The following is a 19,021-nucleotide window of genomic DNA, read 5'->3' on the forward strand; positions in this document are numbered from 1 at the left end:
TTTTCTTCATCATAGAGGTTAACAAGCCGATTTTCATTACTTGGAATTGGCCACTTTATTCAAAATCCAACCAGAGAAATCTGGTAATTCTTTTACATATTCAACAAGCTTCATATCCGTACTGGCCATTGACTTTCCTGATTCAAATACCGCTATATTTTTTTCAGTAAACAGTAACCACTCTTTAGCAATATTAATATCTCTTAAACTGTTAACATCAACTAAAATGATATCAAACTCTTTTCTCAATACCTCAAAGCCACCTTTTAAACTTTCCATACTTTGGCTTTCTAAAAGTGAACTTCTTGCCGTATTTTTATTCATTACTGTGATCAAATCTTCAGTTTGAATCTGCTTTTTAATTAAAAAGGTTTGAAAATTCTGATTGGTAGCCAACTGTTTGCTTTGCGCTTGTACCACAGGTAATTCATCTGCTATTAGCAAAACTTTTTTACCTATTGCGGCAAATGCGTAGGCTAAGCTGTAGCCAACTAATGTTTTTCCTTCGCCTGAGCCTAAACTGGTGATACCGACAATTTTACTATCGTCTTTTTCAAGCTGTTTGGTAATTTCAAACCGAATTGATCTTAATAAATCGCGATAAACTTCATAATTCAAATTATCACTTTTATCATTCCAGATATCGCGGATGTTTCGTTCATCTCCTTCAATTTTATTGAGAATACCGATCGATTTTGATTTCGTTAGTTTTTCTAACTGCTGTACAGTTGTAATGGAGCTATCTGACATAAACAACAGAAAAAGTGCAGATAAACACAAAGCGAAGCTACCTATGCCCGATCCCGCCAGATATAAAATCTTTTTTGATGGTAAAGGATTTCCTGGTAAGCCAGGTTCTTCAATTTGTAGGTGCAAGCCTAAATTCTGATCTGTTTTACTTTGGTTATATTGCTCTAAAGCGGCTGTGTAGTCTTTCGTAGCTAAATCTGCATCCCTTTCATAATTGGAAATGTCTGCATCAAAAGGAACCATACTGCTGTATCTAGCCCTCAAAACAGATAACTCTGAATTAATTGAGTTCAAGCTGCTTTTAGCTTGTTGCATGGCAATCTCCAAATTAATTTTCTGTTGAACAAGTGCCTGCTTTGAAGCTCGTGGATCTAATACATTTTGATCCTCATTATCGGCGCTTCTGGAGCTAATTATTCTATTTAAAGAGTCAATTTTTTTCTGATCTGATGCTTTAAAGCCCCCATCAACGTAGGCATCACTTGCAATTTTAAGTTGTCTCTTTAAATTGATGATCTCACGATTATCAGCTCTGCTGCTTCCTCCAATAAAGGCATCGCTCCCTCTTAATTTTGCTTCAATGGTAGCAATTGCCCCTTGGTTGGATTGCATTTGCCTTATCGCATCTGTTCGTTGTGCTTCATATTGAGAAATTTGACCATAAACAGTTGCTGATTGTTCATTCAAATTGAGTACACCCTTATTCCTCTTAAATGAAGACAATGCAGTGTTTTTTTCATTCATCACCAATTCTTTGGCCTTCAGTAAAGAATCCAACAAAACAATCGAATTGGTTTGATTGATATTGACATCGGCACTGTAATTACTAATAAATTCACTAGCAAGGGTATTCACTACATATGCTGAAAGATCTGGATCTTCTGAGATAAATTCAACGTTGATGTAATCACTGTTATCCGCATGCGTAACGCTCAATTTTTTTAGTAAATCCTCTTCACCATAGCCCATTGAGCCAACAATATCGTACAGCTTGTACTTGCCCTTGTTATCACCTAAGGTTAAAATTGATTTTGTAGCCAATTTCTCTTTAAGCACTTGGATAACTTCTTGCTTAGCAGTTGCATTTAGGGAATCGATTTTCTTACTGTAAGGTCTAAAGGTTTTTTTTGGCTGCTCCAAGTCGTGCAGGATCAAATTATAGGATAGAATATTGATGATTTTCTTCATCCTAAACTTTTCCATAATGCTGCTAAACTGCTGGCTTACTTTAAAGAAATCGACGTTTTCCGTGCTGATAACTTTTTTAGAAGGATCCAAAATCCCTGTTGAGATTTGAACTTCAGAAGCGTATTGTTTAGGTAATTTTTGTACTAAAAAGTAGGTTATTGTTACAGCAATAATGGGTACTAAAATTAGAACCCATTTATATTTATTAACCAGCTTTAAAAAAGACTTAATATCCATCTATACTAATTGACTGTATTATTTAATATCAGAAAGTTTTTGACCTACAATCTCCTCTAAAAGATCTTTTGCTCTTAAATAGTTTGCTTCAGCTTGAATTTTTGAAGTAAAAGCATTGGTTTGGATGATTCTAGATTGGTTATAAGCTTCCAAGGTAATTTCACCTTTTTCAAATCTATTTCGCAAACTCTCGGCTACACTCTTACTGTCTTGAGCGCTTTGGGTAAAAATTTTAAGTGCTGCAATTTGTTGAATATAATCGTAGTATCTTTTTTTCACCTCTAACGTTACTTGGATTTCATTATCCTTTTGCTCTAGCTGGGCTACTTTGTAATCGTATTTGGCTTTTTTGGCTTGAAATGGCTTTTGCAAATAAGCACCAAGATTAAGGTTAATTCCAAATTGAAATCCGTTTACATTGTAAGGATTTAAGGGATCAATTACCGTTTTTCCCGTAGGTCTGTAAAAATACGATCCACTAAAAGGGTCCAAATAAGATACTGCTGCTATTGGAATTGCGGTTTTAATGCTTTCGGTTTTGGCGTCTAGAATTTTGATTTTAGTATAATTTTGTTTTGCTAAATCAATGTATTTTTCTAGATCTGCATATTTAATCTCAGGGATTATTGATTCTTGAGCGTAAGACTCTACACTTAAAAGCATCAGAGCAGTTAAAGCGATTTTGAATAGATTTTTCATTAATTAATAATAGGGATTAAAAGATTGTTAAGATGAATTCTCAAATATACAATTAAACTTCTTCTTTTTGAATTTAGGTTAAAAAAGTTTAAATAATTATCTTCAGCGCTCCAAAATCCGATGTGACTTGAGGAATAAATTTATTCGGCTTTCGCTGAGGTTATTACATCCGTAAATCAATCAATAATAAGCTATGTTTTGAAGATGTTATTTAAACAAACTTCCAACTTAGGTATTGATACATAAATATTTTCAATAGATCCATCTCGAAAACTTACGTTTACATCTGGCGTGCCTTCATAATAAGCCGAATAGTCCATTTGCATCAAATTGGCTAGATAAGCAAAGTAATCAGGCACATAATTGCTGGAAAACAATTCAAATAAGTGCGCATGAGGCGAACACCATATAATATTTGCAAATGAAGCGCCATGAGGACCAATTACAAATGACGCATTACTGTAAATGGAAATCTGTTCTTTAACAGATCTTTTTTTATCTTCTACAATTTCGAAATTGAATTTTTTAAGCAAGGTAATTAATTCAGCCTCGTTTATAATTTTTCTTCTTCCAGCACGGCTTATGTAAACTCTTTTGGCTTCTGTCTTTTCAATTTGATGATTTTTTTTAATTAGGTTTTTCATGGTTTGAATATCCTCCAAATTGGGATGCCAACTGGTGCCGTTTGCCATAAGCACTTGGGGAGATATCAATTTGTACTTCTGACTGTCCATTAATTTCTCAGGCATTAACCCGAAAAGTTCTAAGTATTCAGTTTCGTAGCTACCGCCAAAAAGAGCATAAGAAACGTATGTAGTTGAGCGGTCAATCTGTGGAAGAGCCTGAACAATACGAGCTATTTTTACGGCAACAAAAAACAGATAATCGTAATAGCCATAGTAGCCATACTCATCCTGGTTATGACTAAACGGCGCAATAACTGTAGCTACAGCAATGGTTTCCCTATTGTCATTATCATAAACATCTTTATAAAAACCACTGTGATCTCGATGAGTTAACATTACTTTATTTCCGATGATTACTGAGCCGAACTTAGAAAGATAGGCCTTAACTTTAGGGTTAGTGTAATTCCAAACATATAAATGGTCAGTAGAAATCTTAAGATCTTTAAAAATATACTTTAAATGGTCTGAACAATCCATCACATTTGGCAGCGCATATTCTTTTCCCAGAGCTATTTTTATCAAAAATGGTTTTAGAAAAGTGAATGTCTGCTCGGCATCTAAAACATTGTATCCTTTTAGTTTAATGCGCAGATCTTTCAGATGAGCGTAGACCGCACCAAAGCCCAAAACTTTGGCTATTTTTTTTAAATAGGGCATATACAACTGTAATACAATAATTTAATAGTAGGGTTGATGACGAAGGTAAGGATTATGACTAGAATATTTGCTTGACTAATACCCAGAAAAGGAAATTTAATTAGCCTAAATTTATTGCGGTTATTTTTTGATTAACCAAAGAGCCTGACACAAAAAAACCCTCTAAATTTTCATCTAGAGGGCTTATTCTTCAATCTTTCGATTTGATGTCGGGATGGCAGGATTCGAACCTACGACCTCCTGCTCCCAAAGCAGGCGCGATACCGGGCTACGCTACATCCCGAACTTTGGTATCACCTTTTTTTAATCCTTTTGTAAAGTGGATTGAACTTTTGTCGGGATGGCAGGATTCGAACCTACGACCTCCTGCTCCCAAAGCAGGCGCGATACCGGGCTACGCTACATCCCGAACTTGGTATCTCCTTTTTTTACCCTCTTTCGAAGGGATTGCAAAGTAACGGTTTTAAAATGATAAATCCGAGTAATTTTGCCAATTTATTTTGCGGAGAGGGCGGGATTCGAACCCGCGGTACCGTTACCAGTACGACAGTTTAGCAAACTGTTCCTTTCGGCCACTCAGGCACCTCTCCTTTTTTCTTTAAAACTCGTCATCCGACTTGTTTTTCGGTGTGCAAATATAGTAAAACAACCTATTCTGCAAAAAAAATTTTACTAAAGTTGTTGATAATCTATTCGCACATGATAGATACTCATCAGCATCGTCTTGAAAATCAATTTGATAGTTTCAATATCTTTTAATGTTAAATCGCAATCATCTAACTGATTTTGTTCCAATTTATAGTTAATTATCCGCTCAACAATGTCATTTATGTTCTGGGCATCCGGATTTTTCAGACTTCTTGAGGCGGCTTCAACCGAATCGGCCAACATTAAAACACCTGTTTCTTTACTAAATGGAATTGGGCCCGGATAACGGAAAATGTTTTCATCCACAAATTTTTCTGGCGAATTTTTCAAGAACGATTGATAAAAATAATCTACCCTTGTATTTCCGTGGTGCGTTCTAATAAAATCGATAATGGCCTCTGGGATTTGATTCTTCCTTAAAATCTCAATTCCTTTGTGCACGTGTTGAATGATAATCTGAGCACTTTGCTCGTAAGGCAACTTATCATGTGGACTCACGGCCGTATTCTGGTTCTCAATAAAATATTGTGGATTATCTACCTTACCAATATCGTGGTAAAGTGCGCCTGCCCTAACCAAAACCGAGTTCCCCCCGATTTTGAAAATAGCCGCCTCGGCTAAGTTTGCCACTTGCAAAGAATGCTGAAAAGTTCCTGGGGCTTTAAAGGCAAGCTCTCTTAAAAGCTTATTGTTGGTATTGGTCAGCTCAATCAAGGCCACATCAGAAGTAATACCAAACACCCTTTCGAACAAGTAAATTAAAGGATAGGCCAATAAGGAAAGCAATACACTAAATACAAAAGGCACAAAATTAATCCATTCTATCTCTCTAAACGATCCCTCACGCAATAAGGCAATCCCGACAAATGATACAAAATAGGCCAGCAAAATGAACATCGCTGAGACCAAAAATCGTTCTCTTTTTACAAAGTTTTTGATGCTAAAAATGGCAACCATACCGGCTGTTACCTGATAGAACACAAACTCAAAGCTGTTGGCTACAAAAAAACCCGCAATTAAAATTACCAGCATGTGCAGGTAGAGCGCCAATCGGGTATCAAATAGAATTCTGATGATGATCGGCACTACGCAAAATGGAATGTAATACAAACTGGAAAGGTTCATTTTAAGCGCCCAAGTCAGCGAGAGCAACATTCCCGTAGTTACAATTAAAATGAGCGAAAGCTGGCGGTTGTCTGCAAAAATATCTTTTCGAAATAAAAATAGGAACGAAATCAGGATGGTAATAATAAAAGCCACTAAGATTACCTGACCCAAATACACCAAGCTTTGGCTTCCTATTGTTTTGGTTTGTGCATCGTAAGTTGCCTTGTAAGATTCTAGCTTCTGATAGATCTCATCATCAACCATATCATTCTTAGCCACAATAAGTTCCCCTTTCTGCACCATCCCTTTGGTGGTTGATACATTATTAACGGTATTGTCTTGCACAGTTTGCGTTAATCTTTCATCAAAAATGATGTTTGGTGTGATGTGATCTTCGGCCAAATTGGCAATCAAATCGCCCATAACTTGATTAGGTGCCTTGAAGCTCGCCTTAAAAAACTGAAGAGCCGTTTCAGCGGTAAAAATATCCTGTGTGTTTTTTTGTTTTGATATGTTGTTTTCAATGAACGAAAAATCGTAGTTCTTGCCACCAATCTGATGCTTTACATTCAAGCCAATAATTCCCTTGGCATATATATTCTGTAGTAACTTATAAGCCTCAGCTTTATATTGAATTTTTTCTTTTTCATCCAATTGGGTAGATCGCCATTTGATGTCGAACTCGTTTGAAAATTCTTCTAAAGCGTTATCTGTTATACTTTTATCGAACTGATAAATCGGTAATATGTCCTTTAACGCGTTCTTTTTATCATTGCTAACCTGAGGATTGGTTTTAAGGATGGCGAAACTAAATGGAGAAATCAAATCCTTATTCATCCAAACTTTGCCCTTTTCAAATTCATAGCGAAAGCGGGGTTGCTTAGGTAAGAACAAGGTGATGATGAATACCGCAAAAATCATCATCACGTATTTTAAATTGGACGAATATTTACGATATAGGATTTTATGGGAATTTCTTTTGATTTTGGCCAAAACAATACAATTAAGATGCTGTCAAAAATAACATTTTTATCTAATATACATTTTACTGTTTTTGTTTGCAATTGCCATGAGTTAAAAGGATTTTCTACTCAATTGGGTTTTAAATCAAGCAAAAGAGGCAGATGTGTTTGTATTAGGCCAAAATTATGATGAGTGCTGGGCTACAACACGCTAAAATGAACGATTGAGCGCTTATGCAATATCAAAAAATGCCTACCTTAGTGGCCTAACCAAAAATTCATAAAAAATAGTTTACATGAAAGAAGTTGTAATTGTATCGGCTGTAAGAACCCCTATTGGAAGTTTCGGAGGGTCATTGGCTCAATTCTCGGCAAGCCAATTGGGTGGTTTTGCAATTAAAGCCGCAGTAGATCAGGCAGGCTTAAGTCCAAACCAAATTGAAGAAGTGTACATGGGAAACGTGCTTTCTGCAAATTTAGGTCAAGCGCCAGCCACACAGGCAGCGAAATATGCCGGTTTACCCGATTTACCTTCAACCAGTATCAATAAGGTATGTGCATCGGGTACTAAAGCCATCATGTTGGCGGCACAAAGTATTGCCAATGGCGATCACGACATTATTGTAGCAGGCGGAATGGAAAGCATGAGCAATGTACCATATTACTTGGATAAGGCTAGAAATGGCTACAGATTGGGTCACGGACAGGTTACCGACGGTTTGGTGAAAGATGGGCTTTGGGATGTTTATAACGACTACCACATGGGTTCGGCAGCAGAACTTTGTGCAAGCGAATGCAACATCACACGTGAGGAACAAGATAATTTCGCCATCGAATCGTACAAAAGAGCACAATCTGCTCAAACCGCAGGGAAATTTAAGAATGAAATTGTAGCCATAGAGGTTAAAGACCGCAAGGGCGAAATTAGTATCATTGATACAGATGATGAACCTTCGGCGGTTAAATTTGATAAAATACCGGGCTTAAAACCTGTATTTAAGAAAGATGGAACGGTTACTGCCGCAAACGCATCAACCTTGAATGATGGTGCTGCTGCCTTAGTTTTAATGAGCGCAGAAAAAGCAAAAGAACTCGGTATAAGCCCTTTAGCTAAGGTTTTAGGTTTTGCTGATGCCCAACAAGCGCCAGAATGGTTTACCACATCACCTTCGAAAGCGATTCCACTAGCTTTAGCTAAAGCCAATATTGACATTAAAAATGTAGATTTTTTTGAAATCAACGAGGCTTTTTCTGTTGTGTCAATCGCCAATAATCAACTCCTCAATTTGAACGATAAACAGGTAAATGTAAATGGTGGGGCAGTTTCTCTTGGTCACCCACTTGGCGCATCGGGCGCTAGAATTGTGGTCACCTTACTCTCCGTTTTGGCGCAAAATAACGGTAAAATCGGCGTGGCGGGAATTTGTAATGGTGGTGGTGGTGCAAGTGCTCTGGTGATCGAAAAATTGTAAGGTAATTATATCAAGTTGCTGGCATATCTGCCAGCAAACTTATCTTTATACATTATACATGAAAAGTGCTAAATTCTACATCTTAATTTTTATTGTTTTTACAAGCAATGCTTTAAAAGCACAGCAAACAAATGGCAAGCTCGATGTTTTTCAAGATAGCTTAATCAAAACGAATGCTTCTATAAAAATGGAAGATAGTGATGAACAGCGACTTGCAAAAAACGGCAAATTTGTAAAAACATTGGTAGAAGCACTGAAAGTCCCCAACTCCTTCAGCTACTCTTTTGATTCTTTAAAAAATGTATCCATTGTAAAATCTTCCGACCAGGCATTTCGAATTTTGAGTTGGTACCTTCAATTGGAAAATGGAACCTATCGCTACTATGGGGCCATACAAATGAATACTGGAAATGGACCGCTAAAACTTTTCCCTTTAATTGATCAAACCGAAAACATCCAAGACCCAAATGCCATTGGCGATAATTTAAAGTGGTTTGGTGCCCGATATTATGAAATTATCCCCATCACCTCTGGTGGCAGATTACCTTATTATGTGCTTTTAGGCTGGAAAGGAAATACGCAAAGCACCACTAAAAAGGTAATCGAGATTTTATCTTTCGATAAAGAAAAGGCCATATTTGGTGCGCCTGTGTTTGATGGCAAAGATTTGAAGGGGAAAAACCGAGTGATTTTTGAATATACAAAATCCAATGCCATGGTTTTGAAAACCGAAGCCAGTGCAGGCGCAATCGTTTTTGATCACCTCGCTCCTTTTGATCCAGAAATGGTAGGCCGATATGAATATTATGGATCAGACGGGAATACCGATGGTTTAAAAGTAATTGGCGGAAGGCTAAAACTTCAAGAAAATTTGGAACTTAAAAACAATCCAAATGCGAGTGATGAGCTCTATGCAGATCCCAAGAAAAATGTAAAACCCGTTAGAAAGTTTGAATAGGCCATCATTCTAACATTTTCATTACGTTCATCAAAGGTTAAAAATTTGTGAGTTTGCCAATCGCTGACTATATTGCGCCCTGCTAAACTAACTTAAACAACACACAAATTCTGAATTCATAAACTAAAACCAACAAAAGTTTTATGCAAACAACTATTGAAACCAAGGACGATTTCTTTAAAGAAAAGGTATTGGGTCACCCGGCAGGTCTGTTCGTACTTTTCTTTACCGAAATGTGGGAGAGATTTTCGTATTATGGGATGCGTGCCTTATTGGTATTGTTTTTAACCTCATCAATTTTTGGTGAAAACAAAGGTTGGGGATGGCCACGAGAGCATGCTTTGGCCATTTATGGATCTTACACTTCTTTGGCTTATTTAACGCCAATTTTGGGTGGCTACATTGCCGATAGGTTAATTGGATACCGTTGGGCAGTTATTCTTGGCGCATTTTTAATGACTTTGGGCCACCTTTCGATGGCTTTTGAGGTTAATCCCATTTTCATGTACTTAGGTTTATGCCTTTTAGTGGTGGGAAATGGTTTTTTCAAACCTAACATGACATCAATTTTATCGCACATGTACAAAAAACATCCAGAGAAAAAAGATGGTGCTTATACCATATTTTACATGGGTGTAAATTCGGGCGCATTCTTAGGTATGCTACTTTGCGGTTACATTGGCGAAAGCCCGAATTGGGGTTGGAGTTATGGTTTCGGCCTCGCTGGTATCTTTATGTTTGTGGGCATGCTCCAATTCTACTTTACCAAAAATATTTTCGGATCTATTGGTTTGAAACCTGTTAACAATGTTGAAGTTGTTGATGAGGATGAAGACCCAGCAGAGGCTAAAAAGAACCCGTTCTCTTTATTCGATATTGTTTTAATCGTTCTAATTTCTGTAATTGGATTGGTTTGGATCATCAACGACCCCTACTCAAAAATTTCGGGGCATACCGTTTTTAATTTTACCGTTGGGAAATTAACGGGCGATAACTTCGCGATCATTGTTGCACTGAGTTTATTTATTTTTATCCTAATCAAAAGAATTGCGCAATACACCTCAAAACTTAGAGATAAGATGATTGTGGTTATTGTACTCGCCTTTATCACCATATTCTTTTGGGCTGCTTTTGAGCAAGCAGGTGGATCGATGACCATTTTTGCGAAAGATTACACCGCAAGGTTACTGGAAGGAAATGCCAAAATTATTTTCAATATTGCCAATACCTTAATTACGGTGGTACCTTTAGTCATCATTACCTACGTACTTTTCAGTTTATTTAGAAAAACCTTCGGCAAATTTGCATTAGGCAATATTATTCTGGCCTTCGGCTTCGCCCTGATCTGGATTATCGTTATCTACATGCTTAAAAATCAATATAGCGATGTTAAAGCTGAAGTTCCTGCAACTTGGTTTGGTGTATTAAATTCATTATTTATCATTTCTTTTGCACCGCTTGTATCAAAGATTTGGGAAAGCAAATACAACCCAACTGCCACTGTTAAAAATGGTTTAGGCATGATTTTACTAGGTATAGGCTTCGCCGCTTTGGCTTATGGTTCTAGTTCGATACCGTCGGGTGCAAAAATAGCATCTGTAAGCATGATTTGGCTTATTTTAGCTTATTTCTTCCATACCATGGGTGAGCTTTTTATCTCTCCTGTTGGTCTTTCTTATGTTTCTAAATTGGTACCAGGCCGAATGATCGGAATTATGTTTGGCATTTGGTATTTAGCGATTGCTATTGGAAATAAAATTGCAGGTACCATGGGTGGCATGATTGATAAAATCACCGCACAGTATTCCATGTCAACCTTCTTTTTAATTTTTACTTTAATTCCTGTAGGTCTTGGAATTTTTATTATGCTCCTTACGCCTATCATCAAAAAATTAATGCACGGCGTAAAATAGTATGGCAATTGCGACTGACAAAACGATTTCTTTAGAAGAGATTCAGAATTTTGAAGGAAAATACCCTAAGCAACTTTGGTATTTATCACTGGTTGAAATGTGGGAACGTTTCTGTTTCTACGGGATGCGTGGTGTATTGGCCTTTTTCATGGTCGATCAACTGCACCTTAGCGATCAAAAATCGAATTTACAATATGGTGCTATCCAAGCCTTTGTTTATGCCTTTACTTTTATAGGTGGAATCTTTGCCGATAAAATTTTAGGTTTTAGGAAATCTTTGTTTTGGGGTGGCTCACTAATGATTATTGGAAACCTAATCTTGGCCTTTTCACCCCAAGATTTATTTTATGTAGGCATAACCCTATCTATCATTGGAACAGGCTTTTTTAAACCCAATATTTCTTCGATGGTTGGAGAACTCTACCACGAAAAAGATAACCGCAGAGATGCGGGTTACGGCCTTTTTTACGCTGGAATTAACGTTGGAGGTTTATTGGGCGGTGCGCTGTGCATTTACTTAGGCAAATACTATAACTGGCATTACTGTTTCCTTTCTGCGGCTTTAGTGATGGCATTTGGTTTAGGTACATTCATTTTTACCAAAAAACATTTGGGCCCTATTGGGATTTCGCCATTGTTGCACCTCGCAAAAACCAAGCAAAAAATTTATGAAATAGCAGTTTATGTTGGTTCATTATTGTGTATTCCTCTGATTTTCATCATGGTGCGCAATACTTCCTTTACCGATTATTTCATGTACACGCTTGGTGTTATTGCAATGATTTACTTCATTTATGAAACAGTTAAAATAAAAGATAAAAAGGCTCAGTATAAATTATTGGCTGCATTTGTATTTATATTTTGCTACTTCATTTTCATGGCAATATCAGAGCAAAGCGGTGGCTCTCTATCCTTGTTTGCTAAAGATAATTTAGACCACAAAATCTTATTCTTTAATATCGACCCGAATGTTGTAAACAACAGCGTCAATTCGTTTTTTGTAATTGTATTTAGTCCTATTGTTGGGATTTTATGGTTGGGACTGTACAAACGTAAGCTTGAGCCGAATACGGTGGTTAAGTTTGGTTTGGGCTTTATTCTTTTAGCCGCAAGTTTTTACGCCTTTTATGCAACTCGTTTCTTTGCCAATGTGGACGGAATTAGCTCGCTAAACGTGTTCACCTTTGCTTATTTATTGCTTACACTTGGAGAGTTGTGCATCGGCCCAATTGGCATGTCGATTATTACCAAACTATCACCAAAAAGGATGTTTGGTATGATGATGGGGCTTTGGTTCCTGTTTAGCGCTTTCGGGCAACTTGCTGCCGGAAAATTGGGTGCGGAAATGTCGAGCATAGATGATGCGACTTTGCCGACTAAGCTAATTGCCTATACAGAAGGTTATAAGGCTTTGGCGCTCTATTCTCTAATTGCAGGCGTAGCTTTAATCCTATTTTCGCAGTTGATTAAAAAATTAATGCAAGAAGTTAGATAGCAACTAAGGCCTTTCTAAATGATGAAAAATCGTGATGTTTTCATTTTTAATATTTACTTTCGCCAGCATAAACCGACAAAGGATTTTAATTTACATACTTTATTGTGTCAGATAGTTTAGTCATTATTCCAACTTATAACGAAAAGGAAAATATCGAAAAGATAATCCGAAAGGTATTTTCTTTGACCCAACCTTTTCATGTTTTAATTATAGATGATGGATCGCCGGATGGCACTGCTGATATTGTAAAGTCGTTACAGGCTGAGTATTCTGGCCATTTATTTATTGAAGAACGTGCTGGCAAACAGGGTTTAGGAACGGCCTATATTTATGGGTTTAACTGGGCGAAGGCAAGGGAATACCAGTACATTTTCGAAATGGATGCGGATTTCTCTCATAATCCTGATGATTTGTCTCGCCTACGTGAGGCTTGCGTAAATGGTGCTGACCTAGCCATAGGGTCGAGATATGTTAAGGGCGTAAACGTGGTGAACTGGCCTATGGGCAGGGTTTTGATGTCGTACTTTGCCTCCATGTACGTGCGCCTGATTACCAGAATTAACATTCAAGATGCTACCGCAGGCTTTAAATGCTATCGGAGGATTGTGCTTCAAACCATTCCCTTAGATAAAATAAAATTTGTGGGCTATGCCTTTCAAATCGAAATGAAATTTACCGCCATTAAATTTGGATTTAATGTTGTAGAAGTACCCATCATTTTTACCGATCGAACGGAAGGAACGTCAAAAATGAGTACTCGTATATTTAGAGAAGCATTTTTGGGGGTAATCCAAATGAAGGTAAGCAGTTGGTTTAGAAATTATAAGCGAACGGTTTAATTCACTTTCTAAACTAAAAATATCTTCGTTTTTCGAATGCTAATTTTGAGCAACATTAATTTTTGGATTTACTTTCCCTGATCATTGCTCCAAAATCTTGCTGTTTTTGCATTGCCGTAACAGTCATGGCTAATCTTTTGGTTCTGGTGGTATCGGTTTTTGCCTGATTGATCCAGTTGATGTAATAATTCTGATGTGACTTTGGTTGCTTTAAAAAGTTGTCCATGAGGTATGCCTCATCCAATAAGCACAGTTCCAAATCTTCAGGCATTTCTACTTTAAAATCTTTATCTTCTTCTAAAAACAGTTCTACTTGAGCGCCTGCTTCTTTCTTTAATTTTTTTCTCAGCGCTGTTTTAAGCGCAAGAATAAAATCGCCCTCACCCATCGGCATGGTTGCCATTCCTGAAATTTCAAGCTGATCAATTTTCCCTTTTACCCTAAAGCTCACTCTGCAATTTGCTTTAATTTGAGTTGCCAAATTTTCAGGGATAAAAACATAGCTCCACCCGGTCTTCTCTCCCATGTTGTCAAAACGCTCAATTTCAGCTTTAAAATGAATCATATTTAAAGATAGAAAATTGGGATTAAAAATTGTATTTAACAATAAAATGAAGCCTAGCTCTATTTGCAATTTAGGTTTCTTATAGGTTTCAAAACTTAATTTTGTTTAATAAAGCTATCGCCACCTAATGATACAATACGATTGCGAGCGGGAGAAATTTTAGATTTTTGATTTGAACAATCTCCTCAGCCATCATTATCAAGAGCACAGCAATTGAAATCAAATGAAACTTTTAGCGCTCAAGGCTGTTCTATTTTTATAAAATCTACGAATTATGAAAACTGAAAAAGATAGCCAATTGGATAAAGACGAGAAAAAAAACACGAAAACATCCGGCACATCTAAGGAGAAGGCTTCGTTTGATCAAAATGGAGAGGGTGCCTCAGAGAAGTTTGGAAAAGCAGGAAGCACACCAAACGAGGGTGGTGACGAAAATGGCGTAGGAACGGCTAAGAAAGATAAAAAATAAGTACGCTGCAAAAGTTGTTACCACGGAGGTAATGAAGGCACGGAGAAATTAGGTACTAGACAACAAGCAATGCAGGGGCACTGAAAGATATTTTATATGCCAAAACTAAAGAGACTCCTGTTTCTTTTTGCTTCGAGGGCTTTTATTGGAAGAGGCTGTATCATAACCAAAAGTAAATGTGGCAGACAAAATTTTATTTTGAACCACAAAACATACAAAAGGACACAAAAGTAGCGATGCAAAATTCACATGCAAATTTGCATTTAAAATCAATGAGCTATTTGTTGCAGAATATTACTTGGCAAGCACAAGCGCAAAATGATTTATGAGACAGCCTCTATTTTATTTTTCGTAAATGCTCATTTTTTCTGCCAACTCAATGATGCTTTTGATCTTAAGTTTTTGGAAAAGTCTGAGTTTGTACGTACTTACGGTACCCATTTGTAAATTCAGCTGGTTAGAAATTTCTAGGACGCCAATGCCTTTGGTTAAAAGTTCAGCAACCTCTAATTCTCTGCCAGATAGTTTCGTAAAAGGGTTATCGCCATCGTTACCAAGAATGCTGTTGAACATGTTTTCTTTCACATTTCTACTCGAATAGCGACTTCCTGCTAAAATGGTTGTGATTGCCGTTACAATCTCAGACTCTTCTGCATTTTTAGTTAGGTAACCCGATGCCCCAGATTTCAAGTATGGTACGGCGTATATGTTTTCGTTCAGGGATGAAAACACAAGGATTTTAGCGTTCGATTGAACCGATTTAATTTGATCGATTACTTTCAAATTATTTCCGCCCGGCAAATTAACATCTATAATGATCAAGTTCGGGGATTTTTGAACCTCAACCAAAGCCTGCTCCATAGTTGATGCATGAATGATTTCTACACCTACCCAAAAATCAGATATTAAACTTTTTAGTCCACGACGGATGATTTCATGATCATCAGCTATAAGTACTGTAAATGTACTTCCGGCATTCTTTGCTTTCATTTTTATTTGATATATGGTGCAATTTAATAAAATTATATTTTATTCTACCAAAATTATGATTTTTATATAATTAATCATACAATTCAATTCCATTTTTTTTGTCTATCTATTTACTCACTAAATCTATCCATGCAGGTTCAAAATCTACAGTTTAGTACATTACATCTACTTTAGGCTAACTTAAAACACCCCCACCGTTCCTGCAATCATACCAGCCTATGTAAACAAAAATGATACACAACGCTCTCGAATTACGCCACTTTATCCGCTTAATGGCCCTACAGAAAGGTCGTAATCATGGCTAGTTATTAATTTTTTTAAAATCATTTACCAACGCACTCAGTGTATTTTGCGGCCATGAGGAAATAGTATGTCATTTGAGCTCATAGGAAATAAAACATAAATTGTAAAGCATATCAAATCATCATCTATAATTCAAAATTCTCCAAAATAGGTAACTTCCCAGTGTTAGCTGAAGAATCAAAATTAGAAAATGCTGTCAGAAAATGCCTCAAGTCTCCTAAATCGAAGATAAGATTGGAACATCGATTACTATCATTAAATCTTTGCTCGAATCCTACTTAAGGTTTCCAGCCGGACAGCTAAAAATGAAGCGATGTGTTTGAGGGAAACTCGATTAATTAAATCGGGAAAGGAAAGTAAAAATCTCTTATATCTTTTTTCAGCAGATGAAATCCGACACAAGAAAGCACGTTCTTCAGCAGATCGATAATACAATTCCATCATCTTTCTGCCGACGATGTTAGCTTCGGGGAAATTCTCGTAGAGGTAATCGGATAACACATGTGGGATAGCAATTAATTCCACATCCTCCAAAGCCTGAAGATATTCTTCCGAATCTCCTACTAGCCATAGGTTGCGGATGGTACCAACCACTTCGTTTTCTTTCGCAATCCAAGTGGTAATTTCGGCTTTGCCGTCCTTCACAAAACCTCTAACAACCCCCTTTACAATCAGGAACAAGTATTTATTCCGATCGACTGGGGAAACAAGGAATTTATTTTTTTTATAACTAACTGGAAAAGTATATTGATTGATCCGTTCCTCCATCTCATCATTTAGTGGATGAAATTTTTTGAAGATAGAGATTAGCGGTGAAAAATTGTTGTATCTCTTCCATCTATCTTCATCCGAGAGGTTAACTGCAATCATTGTTCAATACGATTATAAGGATAGGCATGTTTTATGTTTCAACAAAACAATACTGTAATATTAAGAAGATTGATTGATATATCGAACTTTTTTTTGACATTTCTCAATAAAATGTCAATCTATAATATTTTTTCAACACCTAAGCCAAAAAGTGCAAAGTCGTATTTTACAGGGTCTTGCGCATCAAATTCCTTCAAATGCTGGGTTAATTCTACAGCAGTTTGCCAATCGGTTTGCTTTCTTTGAATCAAGCCCAACAAACGCCCAACCCGATCTACGTGAACGTCGCATGGGCAAATTAAATCTTCGGGTTTAATGGTATTCCAAATACCAAAATCAACACCCATTTTATCCTTCCTGACCATCCATCTCAGAAACATATTTAAACGTTTACAAGTAGATTTTTGCCTTGGCGATGAAATGTGCTTCTTGGTTCGATGTGGAAAATCCTCCAACGAAAAGAAGTAGGTCCTAAAATGATTCAAAGCCGCCTCTATCGTAAAATTTAACGCACCGTTTGAAGAGTCATCCAATGATGCTTCAACTATGGGTTCAAGCCTATCAAGTTCCAGATAAGCAGATGGATAAATGTTGTAATGCGGAATAAAAGCATCTTCCAAACTATTAAACTGCGAGTAGTGCTGTTTAAAAAAAGCAATGAAATAAAGTAAATCTGTATCGTTGAAGGTTCTGTGCTTAAATCCTAAAAGCGACTTTAAATCACCATCGCCATGATTGAGTACAAAATCATATGGTGCAAAATCCATCCGCTCCAATAACGCTTTACACTTATTGATGATGGTTTTCCGCTGTCCCCAGGCCAAAATCGCAGCAAAAAAACCAGAGATTTCTATATCCTGTTTTCTTTCGAACAAGTGCGGAATACAAACCGGATCATTTGCAATAAAATTAGGTTGATTGTATTGTTCTACCTTTTGATCGAGAAAATTACGCAGTTCTAAAAAATCCATTTATATACAAACTAAAAAGTCATTCGAAGAAAATCAGCAATTGCTTTCACTTATCGAATGACTCGATTCAAAGATCAAAAGAACTTATTTTAAGGCGCGTTCTAAATCTTCTAATAAATCGTCAATATCTTCAACACCAACACTTAAACGCAATAAGTTGTCTGTAACCCCCACTTTTTCACGTTCTTCTTTTGGTATTGATCCGTGCGTCATGGTTGCGGGGTGGTTAATTAAGGATTCTACACCGCCTAATGACTCGGCCAGGGTAAATACTTTAAAGTTGGAAGAAATTCTAAATGTCTCTTGAAGATCCGCCCCCTTTAACGTTATCGAAATCATACCACCGAAACCACGCATTTGTTTTTTTGCTATATCGTGGTTTGGATGATCTTCAAAACCTGGCCAATAAATTTTATCCACTTTTGGGTGCGTTTTTAAATAGCGGGCAATGCGTTCGCCATTCTCACAATGAGCCTTCATTCTTAAATGCAGGGTTTTAATGCCTCTTAAAACTAAAAAGGCATCTTGTGGCCCAGGGGTTGCACCGCAGGCATTGTACACAAACCAAAGTTCTTTGTAAAGGTTTTCATCATTGGTTACCAAAGCGCCCATTACTACGTCAGAGTGACCGCCAATATATTTCGTAACCGAGTGCATCACAATATCGGCACCTAAATCAATCGGGTTTTGCAGGTATGGCGAAGCGAAAGTATTATCAACGGTTAAAATTAAATTTTTCTCTTTGGTAATTTTTGCTATACCCTCAATATCAATAATTTGCATGGTTGGGTTGGTAGGCGTTTCTATCCAAACCAGCTTGGTTTTGTCATTGATGTATGGCAACATATTTTCAGGCTTAGAAAGATCAAGAAAATGGAATTTGATGCCATATTTAGTAAAGATTTTGGTGAAAATTCGATAAGAACCTCCGTATAAATCGTTACCAGTAATCACTTCGTCGCCAGGTTGCAGCAACTTTAAAACTGCATCTGTTGCGCCCATTCCACTCGAAAATGCCAAGCCGTATTTGGCATTCTCTAAAGCCGCAAGGCAATCTTCCAACGCTTTACGGGTTGGATTGGTTCCTCTAGAATATTCATAGCCTTTGTTATCTCCGGGAGATTTTTGCCAGTAAGTAGAGGTTTGATATATTGGTGTCATTACCGCCCCAGTTGTTGGGTCAGGCTCTTGGCCTGCATGGATAGCCTTTGTTGCGAATTTCATTATAAATTAAAATCTAAA

At 37.1% G+C, this 19,021-nt stretch carries 15 protein-coding genes and 3 tRNA genes; 6 read left to right on the plus strand and 12 right to left on the minus strand.

The window, feature by feature from the left end:
* Positions 1-36: 36 nt before the first annotated feature.
* The 7 genes from DHW03_RS05225 to DHW03_RS05255 all read right to left on the minus strand — a co-directional run bounded on the left by DHW03_RS05225 (position 37) and on the right by DHW03_RS05255 (position 6,965).
* On the minus strand, positions 37-2,175 hold the full coding sequence (locus DHW03_RS05225) for an exopolysaccharide transport family protein (protein WP_109924654.1): 2,139 nt from the start codon (positions 2,173-2,175) through the stop codon (positions 37-39).
* Between the two features lie 18 nt (positions 2,176-2,193).
* Complete coding sequence (locus DHW03_RS05230) at positions 2,194-2,874, minus strand: TolC family protein (protein ID WP_109924655.1); 681 nt, start codon at positions 2,872-2,874, stop codon at positions 2,194-2,196.
* A 191-nt stretch (positions 2,875-3,065) separates the two neighbouring features.
* Positions 3,066-4,217: a glycosyltransferase family 61 protein gene (locus DHW03_RS05235; RefSeq protein WP_109924656.1), complete on the minus strand. Its 1,152-nt coding sequence runs from the start codon at positions 4,215-4,217 to the stop codon at positions 3,066-3,068.
* Between the two features lie 209 nt (positions 4,218-4,426).
* Positions 4,427-4,500: transfer RNA gene (locus DHW03_RS05240), tRNA-Pro, on the minus strand.
* Between the two features lie 52 nt (positions 4,501-4,552).
* Positions 4,553-4,626, minus strand: a tRNA-Pro gene (locus DHW03_RS05245).
* A gap of 94 nt (positions 4,627-4,720) precedes the next feature.
* Positions 4,721-4,807 (minus strand) — tRNA-Ser (locus DHW03_RS05250).
* 82 nt (positions 4,808-4,889) lie between these two features.
* On the minus strand, positions 4,890-6,965 hold the full coding sequence (locus tag DHW03_RS05255; RefSeq protein ID WP_394340899.1) for an HD family phosphohydrolase: 2,076 nt from the start codon (positions 6,963-6,965) through the stop codon (positions 4,890-4,892).
* A 265-nt stretch (positions 6,966-7,230) separates the two neighbouring features.
* Here DHW03_RS05255 and DHW03_RS05260 point away from each other — a divergent pair, with 265 nt between their 5' ends.
* From DHW03_RS05260 to DHW03_RS05280, 5 genes are all read left to right on the plus strand, one after another.
* The gene (locus DHW03_RS05260; protein WP_109924658.1) at positions 7,231-8,406 is read left to right on the plus strand and encodes an acetyl-CoA C-acyltransferase; all 1,176 of its coding nucleotides are present in this window, start codon (positions 7,231-7,233) and stop codon (positions 8,404-8,406) included.
* A gap of 58 nt (positions 8,407-8,464) precedes the next feature.
* Positions 8,465-9,364, plus strand: coding sequence for a hypothetical protein (locus DHW03_RS05265; protein ID WP_109924659.1), 900 nt, complete (start codon positions 8,465-8,467; stop codon positions 9,362-9,364).
* A gap of 143 nt (positions 9,365-9,507) precedes the next feature.
* Entirely contained in the window at positions 9,508-11,277 is a 1,770-nt protein-coding gene (locus DHW03_RS05270) for a peptide MFS transporter (RefSeq protein ID WP_109924660.1), read from the plus strand.
* Between the two features lies 1 nt (position 11,278).
* The gene (locus tag DHW03_RS05275) at positions 11,279-12,772 is read left to right on the plus strand and encodes a peptide MFS transporter (RefSeq protein ID WP_109924661.1); all 1,494 of its coding nucleotides are present in this window, start codon (positions 11,279-11,281) and stop codon (positions 12,770-12,772) included.
* 104 nt (positions 12,773-12,876) lie between these two features.
* Complete coding sequence (locus DHW03_RS05280) at positions 12,877-13,611, plus strand: polyprenol monophosphomannose synthase (RefSeq protein WP_109924662.1); 735 nt, start codon at positions 12,877-12,879, stop codon at positions 13,609-13,611.
* A gap of 55 nt (positions 13,612-13,666) precedes the next feature.
* Here the strand turns inward: DHW03_RS05280 and DHW03_RS05285 are convergent, their stop codons facing one another.
* Entirely contained in the window at positions 13,667-14,176 is a 510-nt protein-coding gene (locus DHW03_RS05285; protein WP_109925019.1) for a YdeI/OmpD-associated family protein, read from the minus strand.
* A gap of 274 nt (positions 14,177-14,450) precedes the next feature.
* Between DHW03_RS05285 and DHW03_RS05290 the strand changes: the two genes are divergently transcribed.
* The gene (locus DHW03_RS05290; protein WP_109924663.1) at positions 14,451-14,645 is read left to right on the plus strand and encodes a hypothetical protein; all 195 of its coding nucleotides are present in this window, start codon (positions 14,451-14,453) and stop codon (positions 14,643-14,645) included.
* 342 nt (positions 14,646-14,987) lie between these two features.
* Here DHW03_RS05290 and DHW03_RS05295 read toward each other — a convergent pair whose 3' ends face one another.
* The 4 genes from DHW03_RS05295 to DHW03_RS05310 all read right to left on the minus strand — a co-directional run bounded on the left by DHW03_RS05295 (position 14,988) and on the right by DHW03_RS05310 (position 19,003).
* Entirely contained in the window at positions 14,988-15,635 is a 648-nt protein-coding gene (locus DHW03_RS05295; RefSeq protein WP_109924664.1) for a response regulator, read from the minus strand.
* 558 nt (positions 15,636-16,193) lie between these two features.
* Positions 16,194-16,808, minus strand: a complete 615-nt coding sequence (locus tag DHW03_RS05300) for a Crp/Fnr family transcriptional regulator (protein ID WP_109924665.1) — start codon at positions 16,806-16,808, stop codon at positions 16,194-16,196.
* A 119-nt stretch (positions 16,809-16,927) separates the two neighbouring features.
* On the minus strand, positions 16,928-17,779 hold the full coding sequence (locus DHW03_RS05305; RefSeq protein WP_109924666.1) for a TIGR02757 family protein: 852 nt from the start codon (positions 17,777-17,779) through the stop codon (positions 16,928-16,930).
* A gap of 84 nt (positions 17,780-17,863) precedes the next feature.
* Positions 17,864-19,003 carry a cystathionine gamma-synthase gene (locus DHW03_RS05310; protein WP_109924667.1) on the minus strand — a complete coding sequence of 380 codons (1,140 nt, stop codon included), beginning with the start codon at positions 19,001-19,003 and terminating at the stop codon, positions 17,864-17,866.
* Between the last annotated feature and the right edge of the window lie 18 nt (positions 19,004-19,021).

Source organism: Pedobacter yonginensis, from assembly GCF_003173595.1.
In the GTDB taxonomy this organism is placed as follows: domain Bacteria; phylum Bacteroidota; class Bacteroidia; order Sphingobacteriales; family Sphingobacteriaceae; genus Pedobacter; species Pedobacter yonginense.

Excerpts from the sequence above, each read along its gene's own strand:
- DHW03_RS05225 (WP_109924654.1), bottom strand. The coding sequence starts at position 2,175 with ATGGATATTAAGTCTTTTTTAAAGCTGGTTAATAAATATAAATGGGTT.
- DHW03_RS05230 (WP_109924655.1), bottom strand. The coding sequence starts at position 2,874 with ATGAAAAATCTATTCAAAATCGCTTTAACTGCTCTGATGCTTTTAAGT.
- DHW03_RS05235 (WP_109924656.1), bottom strand. The coding sequence starts at position 4,217 with ATGCCCTATTTAAAAAAAATAGCCAAAGTTTTGGGCTTTGGTGCGGTC.
- DHW03_RS05260 (WP_109924658.1), top strand. The coding sequence starts at position 7,231 with ATGAAAGAAGTTGTAATTGTATCGGCTGTAAGAACCCCTATTGGAAGT.
- DHW03_RS05265 (WP_109924659.1), top strand. The coding sequence starts at position 8,465 with ATGAAAAGTGCTAAATTCTACATCTTAATTTTTATTGTTTTTACAAGC.
- DHW03_RS05270 (WP_109924660.1), top strand. The coding sequence starts at position 9,508 with ATGCAAACAACTATTGAAACCAAGGACGATTTCTTTAAAGAAAAGGTA.
- DHW03_RS05275 (WP_109924661.1), top strand. The coding sequence starts at position 11,279 with ATGGCAATTGCGACTGACAAAACGATTTCTTTAGAAGAGATTCAGAAT.
- DHW03_RS05285 (WP_109925019.1), bottom strand. The coding sequence starts at position 14,176 with ATGATTCATTTTAAAGCTGAAATTGAGCGTTTTGACAACATGGGAGAG.
- DHW03_RS05290 (WP_109924663.1), top strand. The coding sequence starts at position 14,451 with ATGAAAACTGAAAAAGATAGCCAATTGGATAAAGACGAGAAAAAAAAC.
- DHW03_RS05295 (WP_109924664.1), bottom strand. The coding sequence starts at position 15,635 with ATGAAAGCAAAGAATGCCGGAAGTACATTTACAGTACTTATAGCTGAT.
- DHW03_RS05300 (WP_109924665.1), bottom strand. The coding sequence starts at position 16,808 with ATGATTGCAGTTAACCTCTCGGATGAAGATAGATGGAAGAGATACAAC.
- DHW03_RS05305 (WP_109924666.1), bottom strand. The coding sequence starts at position 17,779 with ATGGATTTTTTAGAACTGCGTAATTTTCTCGATCAAAAGGTAGAACAA.
- DHW03_RS05310 (WP_109924667.1), bottom strand. The coding sequence starts at position 19,003 with ATGAAATTCGCAACAAAGGCTATCCATGCAGGCCAAGAGCCTGACCCA.